The sequence below is a fragment of the Agrobacterium rosae genome (assembly GCF_002915175.1).
Lineage (GTDB): Bacteria > Pseudomonadota > Alphaproteobacteria > Rhizobiales > Rhizobiaceae > Agrobacterium > Agrobacterium rosae.
Genome location: NZ_NXEJ01000002.1, coordinates 370,717 through 395,231, shown reverse-complemented (window position 1 = coordinate 395,231; position 24,515 = coordinate 370,717). Strand labels below are relative to the sequence as shown.

The following is a 24,515-nucleotide window of genomic DNA, read 5'->3' as shown; positions in this document are numbered from 1 at the left end:
GGTGACGCCATTTTTCTGTCCAGAGTTTGCAAATGCGAACGGCTGGTCGCTCAGTTGACCTTTCCCTCCCTCGTACGCGGCCTATTCTCTGCGCTGACGTAACCATTTAATCGGGACGGTGAGCGATGGGCATTCTCCAAAAATTTTCGTTGGAAAACCGCACGGCCATCATTACCGGCAGCGGGCGGGGCCTCGGCTTTGAAATTGCCAAGGCCTTTACGGAGGCAGGAGCCCATGTCTGGCTGACCGGGCGCAATGCCGAAACGCTGGAAAAATCAGTCGACAACCTTCGTAAAGCCGGCGGGAAAGCGGATTATGCCGCCTTCGATATTGCCGACACTGCCGCTGGCAGCGACCTCGTTCGCCACATCATGAAAGAGGCCGGGCACCTCGATATTCTCGTCAACAATGTCGGCGCACGAGACCGCCGCCCACTCTGTGACTTCCAAGACGATGACGTGCTGGATCTCATCCGCACCGACCTCACCTCCTCCATTTGCCTTTCGCGGGATGCAGCCGAAGCCATGAACGCAAACGGCTACGGGCGTATCATCACCATCACCTCTATTCTCGGCCATGTTGTGAGGCCAGGCGATGCGATCTACCCCGTCGCCAAGCAGGGTCTGACCGGATTGATGCGCAGCATCGCTGTGGAATATGGCGCGCGCGGCATTACCAGCAATGCCATCGCACCCGGCATGTTCGCCACGGAAACCAATGCCGCCCTTGCGGAAGACCCGGATATGCTGGCTTTCGCCAAGCTGCGTGTACCCCTGGAGCGCTGGGGAAAACCGGATGAAATTGCCGGTGCGGCCCTGTTTCTGGCCAGTGACGCCGCCTCTTTCGTCAATGGCCACGTCTTGACTGTGGATGGCGGCATGTCGGTCCGCCTTTAAGACCGTTGAAACCGTATTTCTCTTGCAAACCAAGACCGTTAGCCCGAATGTGCACAATTGAGCATCACCCCGGAAAAGGCGCTGGTTTTTAGGCATGGCCGCACGGCAACGCATCATCCCCGTCAGGCGCGAATATAACCGCTGGGTCGCCAACCAGACGCTGGAAGATTATGCGCTGCGCTTTACCGCCAAAAGCGCCCGACAATTCTCCTCCAGCCGTATCTCTCACACCGCCATCGGCGCAATTTCCTTTCTGGCGCTCGAAGCCATCGGCGGCGCGATCACCCTCTCCTACGGCACGACAAACGCATTCTTCGCCATTCTCGTCGCTGCCTCCGTCATGCTGGCCGTGGGCGTGCCAATCAGCCGCTATGCCATTCGCTACGGAGTCGATATCGATCTTCTGACCCGTGGCGCAAGCTTCGGCTATATCGGCTCCACCATCACCTCGCTGATCTACGCCGCCTTCACCTTCATGCTGTTTGCCATCGAGGCATCGATCATGTCCGGCGCGCTGGAACTGGCGCTCGGCATACCCCTATGGATTGGCTACATCATCTCGGCCATCATGGTCATTCCGCTCGTCACCCACGGTGTGCGGCTCATCAGCCGCTTTCAGATCATCACCCAGCCATTCTGGATCGTTCTCAACGTCCTGCCCTTCATCTTCATCGCGTTTCTGGACTGGGAGAAATTCGACCTGTGGCGGGCCTTTGCCGGGATCCATCACGCTTCAGGCCGGCCCGGAACGACGGCCGATTTCAATCTGATCGAGTTCGGCGCTGCCTCTGCCGTCATTCTGGCGCTGATGTCGCAGATCGGGGAGCAGGTGGATTTCCTGCGCTTCCTGCCCGCCGAGGGCAAGCTGAAGCTACGGCATCGCTTTGCCGTGTTTCTCGCCGGGGCCGGCTGGGTTCTGGTCGGCGTACCGAAACTTCTGGCAGGCTCCTTCCTCGTGGTGCTGACCTTCAGCTCCAGCGTTCCCGTAGACCGCGCCGCCGACCCCTCGCAAATGTATCTCACCGCCTTCGGCTATATGATCCCGAACCAGAATGCAGCACTGTTGCTGATGGTCGCCTTCGTGGTGGTCTCACAGTTGAAGATCAACGTCATGAACGCCTATGCCGGATCGCTGGCATGGTCGAATTTCTTCTCACGCCTCACCCACAGCCACCCCGGCCGCGTCGTCTGGCTCGTCTTCAACGTGCTGATCGCGCTGCTGTTGATGGAACTCGGCATATACCGGCTGCTGGAAGAAACGCTCGGCATCTTCTCCATCATCGCCATGGCGTGGCTGTGCACCATCTCAGCTGACCTTTTCATCAACAAACCACTCGGCCTTGCGCCGCCGGGCATAGAATTCAAACGCGCGCATCTCTACGATATCAACCCCGTCGGCGTCGGCACCATGGCGCTGTCGGCGACGGTTGCGCTGACAGCTCATTTCGGCCTGTTCGGCAGCCTTGCTGCATCGCTTGCGCCTTACCTCACATTGGTTATCGCCTTCACCGTGTCGCCACTGCTCGCCTGGGGCACGAAGGGCAAGTTCTATCTGGCACGCAAACCACGACAGAAGTGGAAGCATGAAAGCAGCATCACCTGCTCCATCTGCGAACATCCGTTCGAGCCGGAAGACATGGCGTGGTGCCCGGCCTATGCTGCGCCGATCTGTTCGCTCTGCTGCTCGCTGGACAGCCGATGCCACGATATGTGCAAGCCAAAGGCCAAGCTGAATTATCAGGTCGCCACCGTCGCGCGCACGTTCTTGCCGAATGATCTGGTGGCCCGGCTCGCCACTAGGCTGGGACGCTACGCCATGTCGGCGGCGCTGGCCATCATCGTCTTGGGCGCAACGCTGGCACTGATCGCCCATCAGGTCGGCACCGCCTCCCCCGCGACAGTGGATGTGGTCAATCGCACCATCCTTGCCGTCTTCTTCGTCTTCGCCGTCATCGCCGGTATCGTCTGCTGGTTTCTGGTGCTCGCCCATGACAGCCGCGTCGTGGCCGAGGAGGAATCGTCGCGACAGAACACGCTGCTGCTTAAGGAAATTGCCGCTCATAAAAAGACGGACGCCGCACTTCAGAACGCCAAGGACACAGCGGAAGCTGCCAACCGCGCGAAAAGCCGTTACGTCGTCGGCCTCAGCCACGAATTGCGCACGCCGCTGAATGCCGTTCTCGGCTATGCGCAAATCCTCGAGCGCGACGAAACGATCCCGCAGCCGCGCCAATCCGCCATCAAGGTCATTCGCCGCTCCGCCGACCACCTGTCGGGACTGATCGATGGCCTGCTGGATATTTCAAAGATCGAAGCGGGCCGCTTGCAGGTTTATTCCAACGAAATCAACATTCAGGACTTCCTCGACCAGATCATCGATCTTTTCCGTCCACAGGCGCAGGCAAAGGGGCTGGAATTGTTGCATGAGCGCACCCGCGCCTTGCCGCAATATGTCCGTACCGACGAAAAGCGCCTGCGCCAGATCCTCGTCAATCTTCTATCAAACGCCATCAAATTCACGGATGCTGGCACCGTCAATTTCGATGTCGCCTATCGCAGCCAGGTCGCGACCTTCACCATTTCAGATACGGGACGCGGCATTGCCGAAAAGGATTTGAGCCGCATCTACGAACCGTTTCAGCGTGGCGAAGCCGAGAGCATTCGCCCCATGCCGGGCCTTGGCCTCGGGCTTACCATCACCCAGCTTTTGACCAACACGTTGGGCGGTGAAATCTCCGTCGTCAGCGAGAAGGACAAGGGCTCGACATTCAAGGTGCGGCTGATGCTGTCGGCGGTGGATCGCCCCAGCACCGCGCCTGCACCGGAAAAAACCATCGTCTCCTATTCCGGCCCACGCCGCACCATCGTCGTGGTTGACGATAATGAGGATCATCGCGAATTGATGCGCGAGGTGCTCGGCCCTCTCGATTTCGTCGTGCTGACGGCGCAGAGCGGCCCGGATTGTCTGACGCTCATCGAAGGCGTCCAACCCGACCTATTTCTGATCGACATTTCCATGCCCGGCATGAGCGGCTGGCAACTGGTAACGAGACTGCGCGAGGCAGGCCAGACGGCACCGCTCATCATGCTCTCGGCCAATATTGGTGACGGGTCGATTGCTGGTGCGGGTGATGATAATCACAACGACACGATTGCCAAGCCCGTCGACATTCGCCGCCTGTGCGATAAGCTCGCCGTTCATCTGGGTCTGACATGGGTTTATGAGACGGATGCCCCTACCCCACCCAAACCCGCCAGGGCCGAAATCATCACACCGGGGCCATCGCATATCAAGGATTTGCAGCAGCTGGGTGAAATCGGCTATATCAGAGGCATTGAGGCAAAGCTTGCCGATCTCGCCCGCACATCTGAAAATATCGCCTTCACCGAAGAACTGACAAGTTACGTACAGGCCTTCGACATGGCAGGTTATGCCGCTTTTCTCCGCCGTTTTGAAAACCCACCATCCAAGGAGCGTCAGCCATGAGCTTACAGCCTGCCGCGCCAGCGAAGGATATCGTTCTTCTGGTGGATGACAGCCCGGACGCACTGGGCTTCCTGACCGATGCGTTGGAGCAATCCGGCTTTTCCGTGCTGATCGCCACCTCGGGGCAGTCTGCTCTCAACATCGCCGAACGCATTACACCCGATATCATCCTGCTGGATGCCGTCATGCCATCCATGGATGGTTTCGAAACCTGCACGCGGCTGAAATCCAACGCGGCGGTAACGCAGGTGCCGGTCATCTTCATGACGGGGCTGACCGAGACGGAGCATGTCGTACGCGCGCTCGAATCCGGCGGCGTCGATTATCTGACCAAGCCGATCAATATCGATGAGTTGCGCGCTCGCATCCGCGTTCACCTGTCCAATGCCCGTTCCGCACAGAGCGCGCGCGTGGCACTAGATGCCGCTGGCCGTCACCTGCTGGCGGTGCGCGCCAATGGTGCCATCCACTGGTCAACCCCGCAGGCGACACGGCTGGTCAACGCCGCAACGGGTCGCGATGACGGGCTCGAGATCGTAACGCAACACATCGCGGGCTGGCTGGCCAATCGCGGAAACGACGCACTTCGGGACGCACCGCTGACCATTCAACAGGCGGACCGCGCCACGTTGCAGCTGACATTCCTGGGTGCCATGGGGCCGGACGAGCATCTGTTTCGGCTGACGGCTGCCAGCGATAAATCCGCCGATGCCATGTTGCGCCAGCATTTTTCGCTGACCATCCGTGAATCCGAAGTGTTGCTGTGGATTGCCAAAGGAAAGTCAAACCGCGATATCGGCGATATTCTCGGTCTATCCGCTCGCACGGTGAACAAGCATCTGGAGCAGATTTACGTCAAGTTGGGCGTTGAAAATCGTGCTTCTGCCGCTGTCAAAGCTGCCCACATTCTGCACGACGCATAGCAAAACGGGCGCAGAAACTGCACCCGTTCGTAGAACCATACTGTGAGACCGATTAACGGCAGACGCGGGTTTCTTTGATAACAACGCGGCCGTGATGGTTGGTGCGCACTTTCTTGACGAAACAATCGCGTGCTGGGCGGTGATGGCGCGGACGGTATTCTTCACGCACTGGCTGGCGAACGACGCGTTCGGTCGTCGTGACTGTCACACCTTGGGCAAAAGAAGGAGCGGCGAAGGTGAAAACAGACGAAACTGCGATCAAAGACGAAATGAGAAGTATTTTCATGGCGAGACCTCATTGTTATGTTGCGAACAAACGTTCGATCACGTCAGCGGTTCCAGCGAAAAACATTAAACCTGCGTAATGTTGCTCATTCCAAAAAGCGTAAATCTTCCAGCGACATAGATGAATGAATATTAGAAAAGACACGAATAATCTGATCGTCCTCTCCGGCTGCTCGGGTGGCGGCAAATCCACTCTGCTGGACGAACTTGCCAGACGCGGTTACGCCACCGTCGAAGAACCCGGCCGCCGTATCGTTGGCCAGGAAATGCAGAGCAAGGGAACGGCCCTCCCGTGGGTCGACATGGAGGCATTCGCCCGACGTGCCGCCGCGATGGCATTGGGTGATCGGGATGATGCACCAGAGAAAGATTGGGTGTTCTTTGATCGAGGGTTGATCGATGCGGCCTCTGCGCTTCATCAGGTTTGTGGCGATGGTTTCCTGCACGATCTGAAACACCTCCACCGCTACAATTCCCTCGTCTTCCTGACGCCGCCGTGGCCAGAAATCTACGTAACGGATGGGGAGCGTCAGCATGATTTCGCGGCAGCTGTCGATGAGTATGAACGCTTGCTTCGCGATTATGCTGATCTTGACTACGAAGTCGTCGTACTGCCGAAACTGAGTGTCAGTGCACGCGCCGATTTCGTTTTGAACCGCCTCGGCTGAACTACTGGTTCTGGATGAGCTGTGACACGGTGACGAATTCGAAGCCGCGTTGACGCAGGCCATCGATAATCTGCGGCAGAGCCTGGCGCGACACTTCACGGCTGCGATACATGACATGCAGGATGATGATCGATCCGTTTTTGGCGTTATCGAGGACATGGCGTGTCATCGCATCGGCACTATCGGCCACTTCAGGAAATGATTCCGGCTCGACATCCCACATGATGGTTTTTCGACCGTGCTGCGAGAGATACCATGGAAGTGTCACGAGCTTCTTGCCATAGGGTGGACGAAACAGGATTTCGCCCTGATATCCCGCAGCCCGTATCGCCACATCCGTGCGCTCGATCTCTTCCTTCACTCGCGTCGATCCCATCCACGTCATGTTGGAATGCGAATAGGAGTGATTGCCGATCTCATGACCTGCCGCCATGATCAATCGCGCCAGCGGTAGATTTTCCTCTATTTCTTTACCAGTCAAGAAGAGCGTCGCGGTGACATTGCGATCCCTGAGAATGGTCAAGACATCCTGCGTAAAGCGCGGCGACGGGCCGTCATCAAAGGTCAGCGCCACAATCGGCTTGTTGGTTTCGACCCTCGCGACGATGTCGCCGAACAATTGCGTGGTGCGGGATTTGCTCAAAAGGTGCACACCGATCAAGACACCGACGAGGGCAACGAGAAAGAGGAAAACAGGAATAAACCGCCGAACCACCATTGCTACCTCTGTTTGCAATTTTTGCGCGACGTTGTTGTTTCCCGCTTTGTTGGCTCCATTATGGCAATGCCAACCGGAATACGCCCTAAACGAAAAAGCCCGGCATCTCTGCCGGGCTTTCTGGTATTAGGTCGATAAGGCTCAGGTGCCCTGCTGGAAGTAGCTATACTTGCCGTCTGGGCCCTTCTTCCACTCGTACATGACGTAGCCTGGAAGCTTCGGGTCACCCTTTTCGTCGAAGGAAAGTTCGCCGAGAACGGTGGAGAACTTACCCTTCTTCATGGCAGCAGCAACGGCTTCTGCATCAAGCGAGCCAGCGTCCTTGGCAGCAGCAGCAATCGTCTGCAGAGCGGCGTAGGAATACAGCGTGTAAGCTTCAGGGTTGAAGCCAGCAGCCTTGAACTTGGCAACAAGGTCCTTGTTGGCAGGGTTGATGGTTGGATCAGGACCGAACGTGTTCAGCGTACCTTCAACGGCGTCGCCAGCGATGGAGGCCAGTTCGTTGGAGACGATGCCGTCACCGGAAACGAGCTTGGCTTTCAGACCCTGATCGGCAGCCTGGCGGATGATGAGACCGGCTTCGGTGTGAAGACCACCCCAATAGATAACCGTAACGCCAGCTTCCTTCATCTTGGCGATGAGGGCCGAGAAGTCCTTGTCGCCAACGTTTACGCCTTCATAGATGGCTTCTTTGACGCCAGCAGCGTTGGCTGCTTTTTTGGTTTCATCGGCAAGACCCTGACCGTAAGGTGTCTTGTCGTGAATGATGGCGACTTTTGCGTCCTTGTAGTGATCAGCCAGATACTTGCCGGCGATACCACCCTGCTGGTCGTCACGACCGCAGGTACGGAACGTGTTCCACAGACCGCGTTCCGTGAAAACAGGATTAGTCGCAGCAGGCGTGATTTCGAGGATGCCGTTTTCTGCATAGACTTCAGACGCCGGGATCGAAACGCCGGAGTTGAAGTGACCGACAACGAACTTGACGCCATCAGCAACGAACTTGTTGGCAACCGAGATGCCCTGCTTCGGGTCGGAAACGTCGTCGCCAAGCACGATCTTGATCTTTTCGCCGTTAATCCCACCGGCAGCATTGATATCTGCCGCAGCCTGCTCAGCACCCTTCTGGAGCTGTGCACCAAAAGCCGCATTCGGGCCTGTCAGAGGGCCGCCGACGCCGACGAGAATGTCAGCCCAGGCAGAACCACTGAAGGCGACCATTGCGGTCAGCGCAACTGCGGAAAGAAGAGACTTCTTCATTATATTACTCCCAGTTCCATGGTTGGGTTGTTTATCCATGCCTGCTCAGCACCCACCTTAACTGCTCAGGCTGTTCCACTCTTGCGGGCATTCTGAATTCAGAAAAACGCCGCTGTCAATCTTTCTTCTTATAAGAAAAGGATGAAGTTCGCTCATACAGCCAATAGTAGTTATCGACCATCTGACTGGTCCGCCGCATGCGGAAACCAACTGTCGCAAAAGCGAGCAACAGAACGACATCGATCAGATAATAAAAGCCGTTGAGCATCGGCCCTGCAAACAGCGAATAGTGCAGAAAGCGCATCACGACGCCCAAAAGCAGCGTGTAAACGACGACCATTGGATAGTCGCCCCAGCCATCCGCCACGGACTTGCCAGCCCGCCACGCCGTCCAGAACCCAAGAATGACGACCAGAACGCGTAGAACGTACCGCACACCGATGTCACTTTCGAAAAAAAGTCCCTGCATCTTTTTCCCCATCCGTGCCCCGAAGCGGTTTCGCCGCAGAGCATGCCTTTTAGTATTGCGCCCACCGTTTATCGGAAGGCTTTATTGTTATCTGTGATCGACAAAGCCCAACGGGGTATTTGCCGATGATCTGCGCCCGCAAACACAGGCGCAGACATAAAATCAGTGACGACCGCCTTCGAGATAGGCTGCGCGCACTTCCGGATTTGCCAGAAGTTCCTTGCCGGACCCGCTCATCGTGACCTTGCCGTTGACCATGACGTAAGCCCGATCAGACAGTTTCAAGGCCGCAAACGCGTTCTGCTCCACCAGAAAGACGGTGAGCCCTTCTTCCTTATTGAGTGTCTTGATCGCCTCGAAGATACCCTTGACGATCAAGGGTGCGAGGCCGAGCGACGGCTCATCCAGCAAAAGCAATTTGGGGCGGGACATCAACGCACGCCCGATGGACAGCATCTGCTGCTCACCACCCGAAAGCGTACCGCCGCGCTGGCTCTGACGTTCCTTCAGACGCGGGAACATCACGAAAATCTTCTCAACGTCCTCTTTGAAATATTTGAGGTTATCGAGATTTGCGCCCATCTGGAGATTTTCCAGCACGGTCATGCGCGGAAAGATACGACGCCCCTCAGGCGACTGAGCGATGCGCCTGCGGGCAATCAGATGCGTTGGGATCTGGGTGATATCTTCACCGTCGAATATCACCGAGCCTGTGCGCGCCTGCGGACTGCCGCAGATCGTCATCATCAGCGTCGACTTGCCGGCACCGTTAGCACCAATCAGGCTGACGATTTCGCCCTTGTTGACTTCCACATCGACGCCAGCAAGGGCGCGAATGTTTCCATAATAGGTTTCGACGTTCTGGACTTTGAGAAGGGGTTCAACGGACATCAAAGCGTTCCCCCAAGTTCTTCTGCAATCACTTCTTCCACTTCATCATCCTCGACACCCAGATAGGCGGCGATGACCTTCGGGTCGTTCTTCACATGATCTGGCGTACCATCGGAAATCTTCTGACCATATTCGAGAACCACGACGTGATCGGAAATCTCCATCACCACAGACATGTCATGCTCGATGAGGAGCAAGGACGTGCCCTCGGCTCGGATGCCGCGCAACAGGTTGTTGAGCGCCAGCGATTCCTTCGGATTGAGACCGGCCGCCGGTTCATCGAGGCACAGGAGTTCCGGCTCCGTGCACATGGCACGCGCAATTTCCAGACGGCGCTGCGCGCCATAGGGAAGATCGCCAGCAGGATCGTCCGCACGATCCGTCAGATCGGCCTTGTCCAGCCAATATTTGGCCTTGTCGATCGCCGCTGCTGCAGCCTTGCTATAGGTCGGCAGACCCAGAAGACCAAGGATGGTGTAGCCCGACGCCTTCATCAGCGCGTTGTGCTGGGCGACCAGCAGGTTTTCCAGCACCGTCAGACCTGAGAAAAGCCGGATATTCTGGAAGGTGCGCGCCACCTTGGCTTTCTTGGTGATCTCGAAATCCGGCAACCGCTCGAGGAGATGCTCCTCACCGGTTTTCCGACGCATGGTGATCATGCCCATCGTCGGCTTGTAGAAGCCGGTGATGCAGTTGAAGACGGTCGTCTTGCCCGCGCCATTCGGGCCGATCAGAGCTGTGATCTCACCGCGCTTGGCCTCGAAGGAGAAGTCGTTGATGGCCATAAGGCCGCCGAACTTCATGGACAGGTGTTCGACTTTCAGGATCGTATCTTGTGTCATGTCAATGTTTCCGGAAGCCATCAGCCGTGACCTTCCTTGGTGAAGCTGCCGGAGACGGACTTGCGCTCTTTCAGGAAGGCCGTGGGTTCACGAGAGCCTACAAAACCGCGGGGTTTGAACAGCATGACGATGATCATCGCCAGACCGAACAGCAGCATACGGTAAAGTTCCGGTGTGAAGTCAGGACCGAAGATGTGCTTGAGGAATTCCATTTCGCGCAGCAGTTCTGTGCCACCCACCATGACAACAGCCGCAATCGCGATCCCCGTCAGCGAGCCCATACCACCGAGAACGACGATGGCGAGAATGACCGCCGATTCCAGGAAGACAAAGCTTTCCGGCGAGACGAAACCCTGGCGCGCCGCAAAGAACGAGCCAGCAAAACCGCCGAACATGGCACCGGTCGCAAAGGCAGTCAGCTTGGTCTTGACGGTATCGATGCCGAGCGAGCGGCAGGCGATTTCGTCTTCACGCAAGGCTTCCCATGCGCGACCGATCGGCATGCGGCGCAGCTTGATCGTGACGTAAGCCGTCAGCATGCACAGCAACAGAATGACGTAGAATAGGAAGATCTTGTAGTAGGACGATGACATCGTCAGGCCGAATGTCTTGGCAAAGTTGTTGGGCGCGCCGACATCGAAAGACCAGATGCCGAAGACGGATGCCTTGGCGATGCCCGAAATACCGAATGTTCCCTTGGTAACTTCCGTCCAGTTGAGCAGCACAAGCCGGATGATTTCACCGAAGGCCAGCGTAACGATGGCAAGGTAGTCGCCGCGCAGGCGCAGCACCGGAAAGCCCAGGATAATGCCCCAGAACGCCGCCAGAACTCCGGCCATCGGCAGAAGAACCCAGAACGACAATCCAAAGTGACTGGATAGCAGGGCGTAAGAATAAGCGCCGACCGCGTAGAAGGCGACGTAACCCAGATCGAGCAGGCCAGCGAGGCCAACCACGATGTTGAGACCCCATGCCAGCATGACATAGATCAGAATCTGGATGCCGAAGTTATCGACGAGCTTCAGGGAACCCTGGAAACCAAAAATACCGACGGCAATCGCAGGATAAATCAGCAGGAACACCAGCGCGATCTTGAGGAAGTGCTTGCGCAGGAAACCTTTCTCGTCGGAAACTTCCAGAATTCCGGACTTGGCCTTTGCCAATTTGCGGCTGTCCAGATGCGGCTTGATGAAGCCGACGACGAGGAAACGGCCAACGGCTGCAATGGCGACGAAGATGGCGAGAAGACCCCAGCGCGTACCCCAGATCAACTGGTTGTTGATGTCCTGATAGGTGACAATGCCGACGTAAAGAACGAACATTCCCAGCGAGACGACACCTGCCAGCAAGCCTTCCTTCAGGGCCTGAGCCATAAGGCTCTGGCCGGAGGTTGCTTTTTCGGAAGTGATATTTGCCATGATCTTAAACCTTCTCGACTTCCGGACGGCCCAGAATACCAGTCGGCTTGAAAATCAGAACGAATGCAAGGATACCGAATGCGGCGACGTCCTTGTAAGCGATGGAGAAATAGGCAGACCAGAGGCTCTCGATGAGACCGATGAGCAAGCCGCCCAGCACGGCACCCGGTAGCGAGCCGATGCCGCCAAGAACAGCTGCCGTGAACGCCTTGACGCCTGGAATGAAGCCGTCGTTGAAGGACGCCACACCGTAATACATCAGATACATCGTGCCAGCGACGGCAGCGAGTGCGGCACCCATGACGAAGGTGATCGAAATCGTGCGGTCAACATCCACACCCAGAAGGGCTGCCATCTTGCGATCCTGCTCGGTGGCGCGCTGCGCACGGCCAAGCGGCGTCTTGTTGACGATATACCAGAAGGCGAGCAGCAGAACCGAGGTAATTGCCACGATAACGAGTTGCTTCAGCGAAATGGTAATGGCACCGAAATGATAGACGTCCGTGACCAGCGATGGGATCGGCTTGTTGCGCGGGCCTTGCGTAACCTGAATGAAGTTGGACAATGCAATCGACATTCCGATGGCCGTGATCAACGGCGCGAGACGGAACGAGCCACGAAGCGGGCGATAGGCCACACGCTCGATTGCCCAGTTCCACAGGCCGGTCATCAACATCGCCACGACCATCATCACCAGAAGAAGAATGACGACGGGGATACCAGCGAAAAAGGAGGTGAGAATCAGAAAAACGATCAACGCCGCAAAGCCGCCAAGCATGAAAATATCGCCATGGGCGAAGTTGATCATGCCGACAATGCCATAAACCATCGTATAGCCAATAGCGATGAGTCCATAGATCGACCCAAGAGTCAGCCCGTTGATGAGCTGCTGGAAGAAGTACTCCATATTTTTCCCCCGGACCCACCCTCGAACGGAACAGGTCTCGTTTATGTTGCTTCCGGGGGCTGCATTTTTTGTCCCCCTTACCCAAAACCCATATCGCGTTCGGAAGAAATGTGAAGTCAAAAAGGAGTCATTTGTCTCAATATTTGAAATTTCCCCATGCAATGCTGCCTGACAGATCACAACGATCATATTTTCGGCACGAGGTGCCATAAAAAACGGCTTGGCTTCAGACCGATGAAGAGATTCGCCCGCTCTTGGGGATCATGAGCAACGATCCGATTGCGTTGTAAATCAAGCCGTGAAAGCTTATGTCGTCTTTGCTGGAGGATGCCTCTGGCAACCGGCAAAGGGACGTCGATGCTCGAAATATTAATAGCGGCCACATTGAAAGCGGGCAAAGAGATCATGTCAGTGCATGCTGCCGGACCGCATGTTACCTACAAGAACGATTGCTCACCCGTGACAGAAGCCGATCAGAGAGCAGAAGACGTCATCCTGGACGCGCTTGCGCTACACTTTCCTCACATCCCGGTCATCGCCGAAGAAGCTGCCGCCAACGGCATCGTCCCGAATACCGGAGATGAGTTTTTCCTGGTCGATCCGCTGGACGGTACAAAGGAGTTCATTTCCGGAAAACAGGACTTCACCGTCAATATCGCGCTGGTTCGCGATGGCACTCCCGTGCTCGGCGTTGTCTACGCACCGGCGTTAAAAGTGCTGTGGACAGGAGACGGGAATGTCGCCTGCAAGGTTCATATTTCCGATGAATTCGAGCAGACCGACGTGCGCAAGGTTCGTTGCCGCGCCAAGCCGACCATTCCCATTGCCGTCATCAGCCGCTCCCACTGTACGCCCAAGACGGAAGCCTTCGTTGCCGCACATGGTTTGATCGACAGCATATCCATAGGCTCTTCCTTGAAATTCTGCATGCTGGCCGAAGGCGCGGCAGACGTCTATCCGCGCTTCAGCCGTACCATGATGTGGGATACCGCAGCGGGCGATGCCGTTTTGAGAGCGGCGGGCGGCATAACATTGGATATGTCTGGCCTACCCCTGCGCTACGAGCTTGAGGATGGCGACGAAGACGGTCTTGCCAACCCGGACTTCATTGCCTGGGGTGCCGCACCTTGAAGCCGCTCAAAAAATAATTTCGCATTTTTCTCCACGAACGATCGCGTGGCCGCACAATCTCCAGCGCAACGGAGATTGAACCATGACGCAACAGACGACACGACTTGAACTGCCCTATATTCTGCCGTCCCAGGCACAGAAGCACGTGACCCACAATGAAGCCCTGCAACGGCTGGATGCGATCACCCAACTGGTCATCCACAGCGAGATCGGCGCACCTCCCGGCACGCCGAAAGAGGGCGACTGCTTTCTGATTGCTGCAACAGCCACCGGCGAATGGTCTGATAAAACAGGGCAACTGGCATTCCGGCAGGATGACGCCTGGATCTACCTGTCTCCGCGAGAAGGATGGCAGGCCTGGTTTGTGGAAAGCGGACGCGCACGCGCACTGCAAAATGGGAGCTGGCGAGACATTCCACTGCCTGAAAGCGCCAGCTTCCTCCAGCTCGGTGTAAACGCCACCGCAGATGCGGCCAATCGACTGGCCGTATCGTCCGCAGCCAGCCTGTTCACCAACGCCTCATCCGGCGGTGGGCATCAGGTAAAGGTCAACAAGGCGACATCAACGGATACCGCGTCGCTGCTGTTCCAGTCCGGCTGGAGCGGACGTGCGGAAATGGGGCTGGCCGGCAACGACAGTTTTTCGATCAAGACCACGGCAGATGGCGCAACGTGGACGACTGCGCTTTCGATCTCCGGTGCCGGGCACGTCTCGATGCCCGCCCGTCCCCTCGTGCGCGCCGGTCGCGTAGCAGGCAATATTTCGCATGCGGCGGGGTCAGTCTCAGGCTTTACCGACCTCCCCGTTCAGCAAGGCGGTTTTGCGCTCGGCAATGTCGTGACCGATACGCTGAAAGAATTGAGGGTCCCGGCAACCGGTATCTACGTCATGACCGTGTCGCTGGCCGTCGTCTCATCTTCGGGACATACGGTCACGATCAGGATCAATGGCACGTCAAGTTCATTTGCCTTGAACGGCACCGCATCTGCTGCCAACAGCGTGCAATCTGCAAGCTTTATAGTCCCGCTGACAGCGAATGACCGGATATCACTGGCACATGGCGGCACCTGCCAGCTTGCCTACGGCGCGGGAAAATCGGAAATCTCACTGACGATGCTCTAATCTATTACGCCTGCCGTTACGAAAGCGGACGGCAGGCGGACTTTACTTTCACGACGGCGTTGAAGCCAGAATAGAGCGGATTCTGCCAGGCTAACCACTGCCCGCAGATATGATGGAGTTCCGATATGACTTCATATCGCAGCCATCGACACAAAAAATAACAAAATGATTTTTTCTTTTTGGCACAAGAAACCAGCAAAGCTCGAACAAATCAGGCGAAACCATTCAAATTCTTAACAAATCCTCACAAGTTGCTTAGGTAATTTTTAAAGGTACCGCCCTAAAGTGCATCAGATATGGTCTTGAGTTTGTGTAGAGTGTCCAATGACCGAAATGATACGCCCACGAGTTAAATATGTCATCGGCCCCGATGGCAGCCCTCTGACGATTGCCGATTTGCCCCCTGCGGACACGCGCCGCTGGGTCATTCGTCGAAAGGCAGAGGTTGTCGCCGCGGTACGAGGAGGACTATTGAGCCTCGAGGAAGCCTGCGAACGTTACACGCTGACAGTGGAGGAGTTCCTCTCCTGGCAGTCTTCTATCAGTGACCACGGCCTTGCCGGTCTGCGCACCACGCGCATCCAGCAATACCGCCACTAGTTTGCGCTTTCCCCAAAAGGGAAATCAACGACAAAAATCAAGCGTCACCTTTCTCCAATATGATGGGGAATGCGTGGCGCTGATTTGTTTTGGCTCGGTAAAACATACTCGTCCGGTGCCCGCACCGTTCACAATCGACGGCATTTTCTTTTCCGATCAAGCCTGTAAACTTCAGCTCAGGGTCAACGGAGTTGAGAGACATGCAGATTTCCACATCCGAGACGGGGTCGAAGGGTCAGTACACGGCAACGCTTGATGGCCATGTCGGTGAAATGACCTATTCCCGCGCCTCCCCAAAACTCATCATCATCGACCACACCGGCGTGGCAGATGAACTTCGCGGAAAAGGTGTCGGCCAGGCGCTGGCAGCTCATGCCGTCGAGGAAGCTCGCAAAGGCGGTTGGAAAATCGTGCCGCTGTGCCCGTTCTTCAAGGCACAGGCGTTAAGACATGCAGAATGGGCTGACGTGATTTCGGGTTGATCAGAACCAGACATCACCCACGGTACGCCCGTCCATCGGCAAATCCTTGAAACTATGAAGGCCCTCGAAGCGCACGATCGGTATCCCCGCGACGTCAGAGGGTTCGGCGAGCCGAAGATTGACGGCCATCCTGACCCTGCCATCCGCGTCGGCAGTCGTTCGCCGCCATGAGACCAGATTACCGCACGTCTTGCAGAAATCGAACGTCAGAACCTCCGATCCACGCCGATAGCTGACGAGTTGCGCATTGGGATCGTCCACGGAAATGCCGTGGCCTTCATAATCATAGGCCCAAAGGACGCCGTAACGTCGGCATGCCGTGCAATTGCAGATCGTGGCATCCGCGATCTCACCGCGAAATTCCCAATTGACTTGCCCGCACAGGCAGGAGCCGCGGATTGGTTTTGGCGCATCGCTCATCGATTTCCAGCCCTTGTTTCTTTCTGCATCCTGTAGCCGATCATCGGTCGCAAATCACACCACAAAAAAACCGCCCGAAAAATCGAGCGGCTTTTGTCATTACAGAGAAAACGATTTTGCGCCGGGCAAATTCGAGTGATTTTGCTACCGACGACAGGACATGACGTCACGCCATTGAAAGCAGCCTCCTGATCCACTGGCCACCGTCAATGAGGACGTTTCGTTTCTTCTTTTACGTCTCAGGCGCGGGCACGAATCGCAACGTCGCGATTTTCCAGAGCAGTTGCTCTCTCGTACTCTGCTTGAACTTCTTCCAGAACCGTTTCTGCGGCTTCTTCCTGCATCTTCAGTTCACGAATGGAGACCTGAAGATTATCCGCGCGTTGGCGAGCGGCCTTCGCGAAGGTCGGATAGGCGAAATGCGTTGGATCTGTAATCCCTGATTTGCTCTCCTCCAGAGAAATCTGATGGACCAACTCCTTGGCCATTCGTTCGAATTCGGACATCATTGATTGCAATTGCTGCAATTGACGACGTTTTTCGTTGACCTGAAATTCCTTCAGGCGAACTAGGCTGTCACGCGACTTCATACGCAATACTCCGTGGATAGCGAGACCCCGGTCATAACTGGAACCGACCCTTCATTACGGCATGTGCCGGAATGATTCCGAAAAGTTACCCGACGTTAATAAAAAAATGGCGTCGTTAACCTTTCGTTTACGGGCATCGTTAATGATAAGGCAGATCATTTAAAGGTCGGTAAACGCCAAGTCCGAAAAAACGGGCACGACAATGTAAGAGTCGATTGAGTCACTTAGCGGGATTTGTTCACGTTATGATTCATGTTTGGTGATGCAGATTCGCGTTGAATAACAGTAGACTGGAGCCGGTATTTAATAAATTCTACACACCTTGCCAAAGGTAATTAGAATTTGTTAACCATTTGGTGGCAGCCTGCAAATCAGGCAACGACTGGATCCGCATCGCGCAAAGGGCAATCATTTACCTTCCGCGGCGGCAAAGGGGATAATTATGCGGGTTCTATTGATCGAAGACGACAGCGCAACAGCTCAGAGCATTGAGCTGATGTTGAAGTCTGAAAGTTTCAACGTCTATACGACCGACCTCGGTGAGGAAGGCGTGGACCTTGGAAAGCTCTACGATTACGACATCATTCTTCTCGACCTTAACCTCCCCGACATGTCGGGTTACGAGGTTCTGAGAACGCTTCGCCTGTCCAAGGTCAAGACACCTATCTTGATTCTCTCTGGCATGGCCGGCATCGAAGACAAGGTACGCGGACTGGGCTTCGGCGCAGACGACTATATGACAAAGCCGTTCCACAAGGACGAACTTGTCGCTCGCATTCACGCTATTGTACGCCGTTCCAAGGGCCACGCCCAATCGGTCATCTCGACTGGCGAACTGATCGTCAATCTGGATGCCAAGACGGTGGAAGTTGGCGGTCAGCGCGTTCACCTGACCGGCAAGGAATACCAGATGCTGGAGCTGCTTTCGCTCCGTAAAGGCACCACGCTCACCAAGGAAATGTTCCTCAACCACCTCTATGGCGGTATGGATGAGCCTGAACTGAAGATCATCGACGTTTTCATCTGCAAACTGCGCAAGAAGCTGGCAAATGCCGCAGGCGGCGCAAACTACATCGAAACCGTCTGGGGCCGTGGTTACGTTCTGCGCGAGCCCGATGGCGCGGCTGAATTCCTCGAAACAGCCTGATAGTCTCCCAAGCATGCCCGCAAACAGAAAAACCGCCCTTCATCCGGCGGTTTTTTTGTATTTTATAGACGAAAAATTCGCGGCTTATAGATCTGGCGGGCGGAATTACGCGGAATAGCATCAATGTTTTTCAGAAATGCCAAAGCATCAGACGCCTCAAGCCTTGCAGCCATTTCAATCGAGGTTTGGGTCGGGACATATCTACGCAATGGGGTAAACGGGTTTTTCGCCGATTATGCGCTGACCGAGTTCACCGCTGCCAAGTTCGAAGCGATCATTGCTGCTGATGCCGAACACATCATCGTCTCGGAAAACGAGAACGGCATCGATGGCTTCATTTGTCTCTCCTTGGACAGTCCAGCACCGCTGCCTGGTGGCTCGTCCACGGAAATCAAAACACTCTATGTCCAGCCACGACATCACGGAAAAGGCGTTGGAAAAGGTCTTTTGAATGAGGGTCTTCACCAATGCGCGAATTTGGGAGTGGATGCGGTTTGGCTGACGGTGAATTCCGAAAATACGGCGGCGCTGACGTTTTATTCGGCGCTCGACTTCCACAACATCGGCCAGACACAATTTCGCATCGCGAATCAGGCTTATCTCAACGAGGTCCTTCGGCGTCAGATCGTTTAAAGCAACGCAGAAACGGGCCGCCAAAGGCAGCCCGATTTACGACATGCTTTTTTTTCGAATCAGGCAGTTTCTACGGTTTTCGCCGTAAACACGATACGGTCCTCGTGAACGACGTACTCGATTTTCATTCCGGCCTCCTGGGCCATCAGCAGCGTGTAATAAGGCTGCACGGAATGCGCATCGACGTCTTCTTCTTCCGTGCCTTCAGATAAAGCCACGAACTTCGCCGGCAGGCGCATCATGCGACCCTTCACAGTGATTTCGAACTTGGCATCCGTTTCTGGATTTTCCACGGTCACATCAATGTTACCGCCGCGTGGAATGGCGCTATAGGCCACAAGAAACAGGTTGAGAAGCATTTTGACGCGGTTCTTGGGCACGATGGCGCGGGCACCGTTCCACGTCACTTCGGCCTTCTTTTCAGCTGCGGCAAAGTCCTTGGCAGCCTTTTCGGCTTCACCGGTGTCGATGGACGCACCGGCGGAACCGGACGCACCGAACGCCAGGCGGGCAAATTTCAGACGGACGGACGCATTGACGGCCGAGGTGCGGATCAGATCAAGTGCGTCCGCGTCGGAACCGCCCTCATCCAGAAGCTCCAGTCCGTTGTTGATGGCACCCACGGGCGAGATCACATCGTGGCACACGCGACTGCACAGAAGAGCCGCCAGATCGGGGCCTGATAGAGTCAGGTTGGGTTTGCTCGTCATAGAATTCTCTCCTGCGCAAGGCTGCGCGGACCGTGTGGAAGTTATTAAGCCATAATGACACCATATTTGGTAAACCGATTGTTAATATCATGGTTTCAAAATGCCAAATGTCTTAACAGGGCAAAACGAACGAAACAGACGGACGGAATTGAAGATGCGACATACCGAACTCCGCACCATCGCACGCCTCGGACTGGTAAAGATTTTCGTGGTACTCGCGAGCCTTTGCGTGTCTGCCGCGCATGCCTCTGCCCAGAGCAGCGACCAATACTCCCTTCAGGAGATTGTTGACGCTGGACATGGATTTTTTGGTGAAACCACCGGCGGCCTGGCAAAGGTGGTGGAACGCGCCTTTCAGCAATATGGCCTGCCCAATGGTTATATTCTCGGCCAGGAAGGTTCCGGCGCATTCGTGGCCGGCCTGACCTATGGCGAAGGCCAGCTTTACACCAAGAATGCCGGCCAACACCCGGTTTTCTGGCAGGGTCCTTCGCTTGGGCTGGATTATGGTGGCCAGGGTACACGCGCCATGATGCTTGTTTATAATCTTCCCGCCGTCAACGCACTTTACCGCCGTTACGGTGGTGTGTCCGGCTCGGCCTTCATCGTTGCAGGCGTTGGCATGACCGTGTTGAAAAACAGCGATGTCACCATTGCCCCGATCAGAACAGGCATCGGCGCACGTCTCGGTATCAATGTCGGTTATCTGAAGCTGACGCCGCAGCCGACATGGAATCCGTTCTGATTCGCAATTGGCTGATATTGGCGTAACATGGTGCTGGCTTTGCCTTGCAAGGATAAGGCCTGGCACAAGATTGGCGTGAAATAATTCGGGCCTGTTGAATAATCCGCGCAGCTGAAAACCGAGTCAGTTCCAGCATAGCGTTTTCGAGTGGAGACAAGCTGCGTGATCGAGTACGCCCTTCTTTTTGGCCTGGGTTTCCTCTCTGCCATTCTGCTGGTTTCGCTGATGGCACCGGCCATTCACCGTCGTATCGTCGTCTACACGGAAAAGCGGCTGCGCGCGACGATGCCGATAAGCCCGCAGGAAGTCAGGGCGCAGAAAGATATGGCGCGCGCGCTTTATGCTGCCGAAAATGCACGAACCCGCCAGGAACTGGATGCCGAGCGCGAAAAAGCGCTGTCGTTGAAATTCAGAAACGACACGGCGGTTACCGATTCCAGCAGGCTTTTGGCGGAAACCCGCGACCTGAAATCGCAACTCGAAGCGATGACGCTTGAGGCGAACGAAGTTCGCGCCAAGTCACGCCGTCATGAAGATGCGTCCGCCCGGTTGAAGGCGGCGCTGAACGATGCCGAAGAAACGGCACTTGCCCGCACGCAGGAAATTTCCAATCTGACCAAGCGCGTCAGCGCTATTTCGCGCGAGCTGGACGATCTGAAAATCACTCTATCTGCCCGCGACATAGAAGTCGAACAGGCCAAGCACAAAATGGCGACATGGCGCAAGGAACGTGAAGCCATCACCAAGGAACTGGAAGAGGCCGCAGCCAAAAACCGCGAAGCCGCAAACCATATGAGCCGAGAGAGCCGCAAGATAGCACGCCTGGAAGAGCAACTCGCCACCGAGGCCTCCCGCAACGCCGACAACGAAATGTTGCTGGAGCGTCGGGCTCAGGAAGTCGCGCGCCTCAAACAACACCGTGCCAGCAACGCCACCGAAGAAACTGCGACCATAGCGTCGCCCGCCATTCAGCTGGGCGCGGTCGCGATGACGCCCGACCGGATTGCCCGCGAGATCGAGGATATTCGCAACCAGGGCACGGCTTTGACCGAGCGACTTCTGAACGGCAAAGGCAGTGGCAACGACGAGGCGATCCGGAAGGAAATCTCGCAGATTGCCGCACGGATGATTGCTTTGACCGCGGCTCAGGAAGGTGAAGCCTCTCCTTTGCCGGGCATCATCGCCAATACGTCCAGCGAAAATGGTCGCAAAAACCTGGCCGTTCTTGCCCGGGACGCTTTTGCGCAGCAGAAAAACTAGCGGCTTTCTGCGTATTCCGAAAAAAATCGCGATAGATCGCATTAAAAATAAAGACCGATAAAATTGTAGCTATCGGCTTAAATCCCCTGAAAACACTGCCCTGTAATGTCGTGATCACTGGCCCAGACAAAAAACTGCGGCCAAACAGAACAACGCGAAAAAGACCAGCACAAAGCTGGCTGACGCAAAACGGGGTATGACCATGATGAAGAAACTCTTTGCCGCTGCCATTTGCGGAGCCGTTATCGCCTCTATCTCCACCCACGCAGATGCAGCAGGCCCAGGCGGTTTCGCCCGTGGATTTGCAATTCTCGAACGCGATGCTGTCGCCTCCATCTCACCCTTGAGCAGCGCAGACAAGATCGACGTTTCACGACAGGATGACATTGCCGCACTGGATCACTATTTCGGCGGCTTCGACCAGACGCGAGCCACGAAGTAAGCCACGACGTCAAAAGTTCATGACTGACTTGCCGCCGTTTCCTCAAGGAAGCGGCGGTTTTTTTCTTTCAGCCACGGCAATGCCGCCAAGCGTCAAGAGCAGCGCGATGATCTGGTAGGGATGCAACGTTTCGCCGAGAATAAGCACGGATAGAAACGTGCCGAAGACCGGAATGAGATTGATGAACAGCCCCGCGCGGTTGGGGCCGATGCGCTCCACACCCAGAATAAAGAATATCTGCGCCAAAAGCGATGCGAACAGCGCCGTATAAACCGTGATCAACCAGCCTTTGGCATCCGGCCAGACAGCTGCGTCGCGCGAAACCTCCCACAACATCAGCGGTATCGATGACATCAGTGCCGCAATGGCAGGAAAGGCCATCAGAGTTCGCCAGTTGACCTGCGGCTTCCAGCGCAGCATCACCGTGTAGATCGCATAGGAAAGAACCGCGATCAACATAATGGCATCGCCAATATTCATATCGAGATGGATCAGCGACATCAGGTTGCCTTGTGAGGCAAGCAGCGCGATACCGGCCATCGTCAGCACAAAGCCGATGATCTGACCGACGGAAATACGTGTTCGGAACAGCGCGAAGTTGAAGGCGAAAATGACCATCGGGATGCCAGCCTGAATAACCGCGACATTGATGGCCGACGTATATCTCAGTGCCGTGTAGAGTGCGGCGTTGAAACAGGTGTAACCCACCGCCCCCAGGAGCATGAAATACGGCAGACGCTTTTTGACGACCGGCCAGTCCCGTACCAATTGCGGCAGCGAAATCGCAAGGATGATGCCGACCGCAAGCGTCCATCTGAGAAATGTCAGCACCATGGGACTGACATGGCCCACCGCCAGCTTTCCAGCCACGGCATTTCCGCCCCAGCACAGCGCGGCGATGATCAGAACGAGATACGCTTTGGATGACACGGAATTTTCGACTTTCAGATGAAGACCTGTCGCTTTTCTGCACCGCCGATTCTCGTTCTGCAAGCGCAGATGACGTCTGTTAAACAGCTAGCGATTTGAATTGTCCCGGAAAAACAAGGTTTCCAACCATAAACGGGGTCGCTTTCCGCAAAACAACGCAGTATATATCGCGCGTTTGAGTTAGGGGCGTCGATGACGCCATGAGCAGGAAAGCAAGAAATGACGAATGTCGTGGTGGTCGGCTCGCAGTGGGGCGATGAAGGCAAGGGTAAGATCGTTGATTGGCTCTCCGAGCGCGCAGACGTTGTCGTGCGCTACCAGGGTGGTCACAATGCAGGTCATACACTTGTTATCGATGGCGTCAGCTACAAGCTGTCGCTTTTGCCCTCCGGTGTGGTGCGCCCCGGCAAACTTGCCGTTATCGGCAACGGCGTCGTCGTGGACCCACATGCGCTGATCGCCGAAATCGGCCGTCTTGACGCCCAGGGCGTAAAAGTCACGCCTGAGAACCTGCGGATTGCTGATAACGCAACGCTCATTCTGTCCCTGCACCGCGAACTGGATGGCATGCGCGAAGACGCGGCCTCCAACAGCGGCACCAAGATCGGCACCACCCGCCGCGGCATCGGCCCTGCCTATGAAGACAAGGTCGGCCGCCGCGCCATCCGCGTTATGGATCTCGAAGACACCGAAGCGCTGTCGGCCAAGGTCGATCGCATCCTCACGCACCACAACGCGCTTCGCCGCGGTTTTGGTGCGGCGGAAGTCAGCCACGAAACGATCATGGAAGAACTGACCTCGGTTGCTGAGCGGATTCTGCCCTTCAGCGAAACCGTGTGGTTGCTGCTGGACAAGAAGCGCCGCGCAGGTGCCCGCATTCTGTTTGAAGGCGCGCAAGGTTCGCTGCTCGATATCGACCACGGCACATACCCTTATGTGACCTCATCCAACACTGTTGCTGGGCAGGCCGCAGCCGGTTCCGGCATGGGTCCGGGCTCGCTCGGCTATATCCTCGGTATCACCAAGGCCTACACCACACGCGTTGGCGAAGGCCCCTTCCCTACCGAACTGCACGATGAAGTCGGCCAGTTCCTGGGCGAAAAGGGTCACGAATTCGGCACCGTCACAGGGCGCAAGCGCCGCTGCGGCTGGTTCGACGCCGCACTGGTTCGCCAGTCGGTCGCAACCAACGGCATCACCGGCATCGCGCTGACAAAACTTGACGTGCTGGATGGCCTCGAAGAGCTGAAAATCTGCGTCGGCTACAAGCTTGACGGGCAGGAAATCGATCACCTTCCCGCGAGCCAGGGCGCACAGGCCCGCGTCGAGCCTATCTACGTCACGCTTGAAGGTTGGAAAGAATCTACCGTCGGTGCCCGTAAATGGGCGGATTTGCCTGCTCAAGCTATCAAATATGTCCGTCAGGTCGAGGAATTGATCGGCGCACCGGTTGCGCTTCTTTCCACGAGCCCTGAGCGGGATGACACCATACTTGTGACTGATCCATTTGAAGACTAATGTCCTCGATGATCGAGTTT

The 24,515-nt window shown here is 56.0% G+C and carries 26 protein-coding genes; 14 read left to right on the top strand and 12 right to left on the bottom strand.

What is annotated here, in order from left to right:
• The first annotated feature begins 125 nt into the window (after positions 1-125).
• The 3 genes from CPJ18_RS04640 to CPJ18_RS04630 all read left to right on the top strand — a co-directional run bounded on the left by CPJ18_RS04640 (position 126) and on the right by CPJ18_RS04630 (position 5,306).
• Positions 126-896, top strand: coding sequence for an SDR family oxidoreductase (locus CPJ18_RS04640; RefSeq protein WP_103657192.1), 771 nt, complete (start codon positions 126-128; stop codon positions 894-896).
• A 94-nt stretch (positions 897-990) separates the two neighbouring features.
• Positions 991-4,383, top strand: a complete 3,393-nt coding sequence (locus tag CPJ18_RS04635; RefSeq protein ID WP_103657191.1) for a hybrid sensor histidine kinase/response regulator — start codon at positions 991-993, stop codon at positions 4,381-4,383.
• Positions 4,380-5,306 carry a response regulator gene (locus CPJ18_RS04630; protein ID WP_103657190.1) on the top strand — a complete coding sequence of 309 codons (927 nt, stop codon included), beginning with the start codon at positions 4,380-4,382 and terminating at the stop codon, positions 5,304-5,306. Before CPJ18_RS04635 ends, CPJ18_RS04630 begins: the two co-directional genes overlap by 4 nt.
• Before the next feature lie 52 nt (positions 5,307-5,358).
• On the opposite strand, the gene CPJ18_RS04625 is transcribed toward CPJ18_RS04630, so the two are convergent.
• The gene (locus CPJ18_RS04625) at positions 5,359-5,592 is read right to left on the bottom strand and encodes a hypothetical protein (protein ID WP_077104026.1); all 234 of its coding nucleotides are present in this window, start codon (positions 5,590-5,592) and stop codon (positions 5,359-5,361) included.
• 124 nt (positions 5,593-5,716) lie between these two features.
• Here CPJ18_RS04625 and CPJ18_RS04620 point away from each other — a divergent pair, with 124 nt between their 5' ends.
• Positions 5,717-6,259 (top strand): AAA family ATPase, encoded by a 543-nt coding sequence (locus CPJ18_RS04620; protein WP_103586802.1) that lies wholly within the window; start codon positions 5,717-5,719, stop codon positions 6,257-6,259.
• A 1-nt stretch (position 6,260) separates the two neighbouring features.
• On the opposite strand, the gene CPJ18_RS04615 is transcribed toward CPJ18_RS04620, so the two are convergent.
• The 7 genes from CPJ18_RS04615 to CPJ18_RS04585 form a co-directional block, all read right to left on the bottom strand.
• Positions 6,261-6,977 carry a polysaccharide deacetylase family protein gene (locus tag CPJ18_RS04615; RefSeq protein ID WP_103657189.1) on the bottom strand — a complete coding sequence of 239 codons (717 nt, stop codon included), beginning with the start codon at positions 6,975-6,977 and terminating at the stop codon, positions 6,261-6,263.
• Between the two features lie 141 nt (positions 6,978-7,118).
• The gene (locus CPJ18_RS04610; RefSeq protein ID WP_103586800.1) at positions 7,119-8,237 is read right to left on the bottom strand and encodes a branched-chain amino acid ABC transporter substrate-binding protein; all 1,119 of its coding nucleotides are present in this window, start codon (positions 8,235-8,237) and stop codon (positions 7,119-7,121) included.
• Positions 8,238-8,352: 115 nt separating this feature from the next.
• Positions 8,353-8,706, bottom strand: a complete 354-nt coding sequence (locus CPJ18_RS04605) for a DUF6867 family protein (protein WP_077117931.1) — start codon at positions 8,704-8,706, stop codon at positions 8,353-8,355.
• A 162-nt stretch (positions 8,707-8,868) separates the two neighbouring features.
• Positions 8,869-9,597 carry an ABC transporter ATP-binding protein gene (locus CPJ18_RS04600; protein WP_077104035.1) on the bottom strand — a complete coding sequence of 243 codons (729 nt, stop codon included), beginning with the start codon at positions 9,595-9,597 and terminating at the stop codon, positions 8,869-8,871.
• Positions 9,597-10,460, bottom strand: coding sequence for an ABC transporter ATP-binding protein (locus CPJ18_RS04595; protein ID WP_103657188.1), 864 nt, complete (start codon positions 10,458-10,460; stop codon positions 9,597-9,599). Before CPJ18_RS04595 ends, CPJ18_RS04600 begins: the two co-directional genes overlap by 1 nt.
• Positions 10,460-11,857 carry a high-affinity branched-chain amino acid ABC transporter permease LivM gene (gene livM / locus CPJ18_RS04590; RefSeq protein ID WP_103657187.1) on the bottom strand — a complete coding sequence of 466 codons (1,398 nt, stop codon included), beginning with the start codon at positions 11,855-11,857 and terminating at the stop codon, positions 10,460-10,462. Before livM ends, CPJ18_RS04595 begins: the two co-directional genes overlap by 1 nt.
• A 4-nt stretch (positions 11,858-11,861) precedes the next feature.
• The gene (locus tag CPJ18_RS04585) at positions 11,862-12,764 is read right to left on the bottom strand and encodes a branched-chain amino acid ABC transporter permease (RefSeq protein ID WP_077117938.1); all 903 of its coding nucleotides are present in this window, start codon (positions 12,762-12,764) and stop codon (positions 11,862-11,864) included.
• Between the two features lie 357 nt (positions 12,765-13,121).
• On the opposite strand from CPJ18_RS04585, the gene cysQ reads away from it, so the two are divergent.
• From cysQ to CPJ18_RS04565, 4 genes are all read left to right on the top strand, one after another.
• Positions 13,122-13,895, top strand: a complete 774-nt coding sequence (gene cysQ, locus CPJ18_RS04580; RefSeq protein ID WP_103657370.1) for a 3'(2'),5'-bisphosphate nucleotidase CysQ — start codon at positions 13,122-13,124, stop codon at positions 13,893-13,895.
• Between the two features lie 82 nt (positions 13,896-13,977).
• Positions 13,978-15,018 carry a DUF2793 domain-containing protein gene (locus CPJ18_RS04575; RefSeq protein ID WP_103657186.1) on the top strand — a complete coding sequence of 347 codons (1,041 nt, stop codon included), beginning with the start codon at positions 13,978-13,980 and terminating at the stop codon, positions 15,016-15,018.
• A 324-nt stretch (positions 15,019-15,342) separates the two neighbouring features.
• Positions 15,343-15,618 carry a CtrA inhibitor SciP gene (gene sciP, locus CPJ18_RS04570; protein WP_027675777.1) on the top strand — a complete coding sequence of 92 codons (276 nt, stop codon included), beginning with the start codon at positions 15,343-15,345 and terminating at the stop codon, positions 15,616-15,618.
• A 200-nt stretch (positions 15,619-15,818) separates the two neighbouring features.
• The gene (locus CPJ18_RS04565; protein ID WP_103657185.1) at positions 15,819-16,100 is read left to right on the top strand and encodes a GNAT family N-acetyltransferase; all 282 of its coding nucleotides are present in this window, start codon (positions 15,819-15,821) and stop codon (positions 16,098-16,100) included.
• On the opposite strand, the gene CPJ18_RS04560 is transcribed toward CPJ18_RS04565, so the two are convergent.
• Both CPJ18_RS04560 and CPJ18_RS04555 read right to left on the bottom strand, forming a co-directional pair.
• A complete protein-coding gene (locus tag CPJ18_RS04560; RefSeq protein ID WP_103657184.1) occupies positions 16,101-16,520 on the bottom strand; it encodes a GFA family protein in 420 nt (139 codons plus the stop codon).
• 239 nt (positions 16,521-16,759) lie between these two features.
• Positions 16,760-17,110, bottom strand: a complete 351-nt coding sequence (locus tag CPJ18_RS04555; protein ID WP_067644494.1) for a flagellar export protein FliJ — start codon at positions 17,108-17,110, stop codon at positions 16,760-16,762.
• A 442-nt stretch (positions 17,111-17,552) separates the two neighbouring features.
• On the opposite strand from CPJ18_RS04555, the gene ctrA reads away from it, so the two are divergent.
• Both ctrA and CPJ18_RS04545 read left to right on the top strand, forming a co-directional pair.
• Positions 17,553-18,257, top strand: coding sequence for a response regulator transcription factor CtrA (gene ctrA, locus CPJ18_RS04550; RefSeq protein ID WP_006314973.1), 705 nt, complete (start codon positions 17,553-17,555; stop codon positions 18,255-18,257).
• A gap of 123 nt (positions 18,258-18,380) precedes the next feature.
• Positions 18,381-18,890, top strand: coding sequence for a GNAT family N-acetyltransferase (locus CPJ18_RS04545; protein ID WP_103657183.1), 510 nt, complete (start codon positions 18,381-18,383; stop codon positions 18,888-18,890).
• Between the two features lie 59 nt (positions 18,891-18,949).
• On the opposite strand, the gene chpT is transcribed toward CPJ18_RS04545, so the two are convergent.
• Complete coding sequence (gene chpT / locus CPJ18_RS04540) at positions 18,950-19,600, bottom strand: histidine phosphotransferase ChpT (RefSeq protein WP_103586787.1); 651 nt, start codon at positions 19,598-19,600, stop codon at positions 18,950-18,952.
• Between the two features lie 148 nt (positions 19,601-19,748).
• On the opposite strand from chpT, the gene CPJ18_RS04535 reads away from it, so the two are divergent.
• The 3 genes from CPJ18_RS04535 to CPJ18_RS04525 all read left to right on the top strand — a co-directional run bounded on the left by CPJ18_RS04535 (position 19,749) and on the right by CPJ18_RS04525 (position 22,047).
• Positions 19,749-20,345, top strand: a complete 597-nt coding sequence (locus tag CPJ18_RS04535; protein WP_077104054.1) for a DUF1134 domain-containing protein — start codon at positions 19,749-19,751, stop codon at positions 20,343-20,345.
• A gap of 162 nt (positions 20,346-20,507) precedes the next feature.
• A complete protein-coding gene (locus CPJ18_RS04530) occupies positions 20,508-21,605 on the top strand; it encodes a coiled-coil domain-containing protein (RefSeq protein ID WP_103657181.1) in 1,098 nt (365 codons plus the stop codon).
• Between the two features lie 202 nt (positions 21,606-21,807).
• Positions 21,808-22,047 (top strand): hypothetical protein, encoded by a 240-nt coding sequence (locus CPJ18_RS04525; protein WP_146258647.1) that lies wholly within the window; start codon positions 21,808-21,810, stop codon positions 22,045-22,047.
• 42 nt (positions 22,048-22,089) lie between these two features.
• Here the strand turns inward: CPJ18_RS04525 and CPJ18_RS04520 are convergent, their stop codons facing one another.
• Positions 22,090-22,977: a DMT family transporter gene (locus tag CPJ18_RS04520; RefSeq protein WP_103657369.1), complete on the bottom strand. Its 888-nt coding sequence runs from the start codon at positions 22,975-22,977 to the stop codon at positions 22,090-22,092.
• Positions 22,978-23,196: 219 nt separating this feature from the next.
• On the opposite strand from CPJ18_RS04520, the gene CPJ18_RS04515 reads away from it, so the two are divergent.
• Positions 23,197-24,495 (top strand): adenylosuccinate synthase, encoded by a 1,299-nt coding sequence (locus CPJ18_RS04515; RefSeq protein WP_077117951.1) that lies wholly within the window; start codon positions 23,197-23,199, stop codon positions 24,493-24,495.
• Positions 24,496-24,515 lie beyond the last annotated feature (20 nt).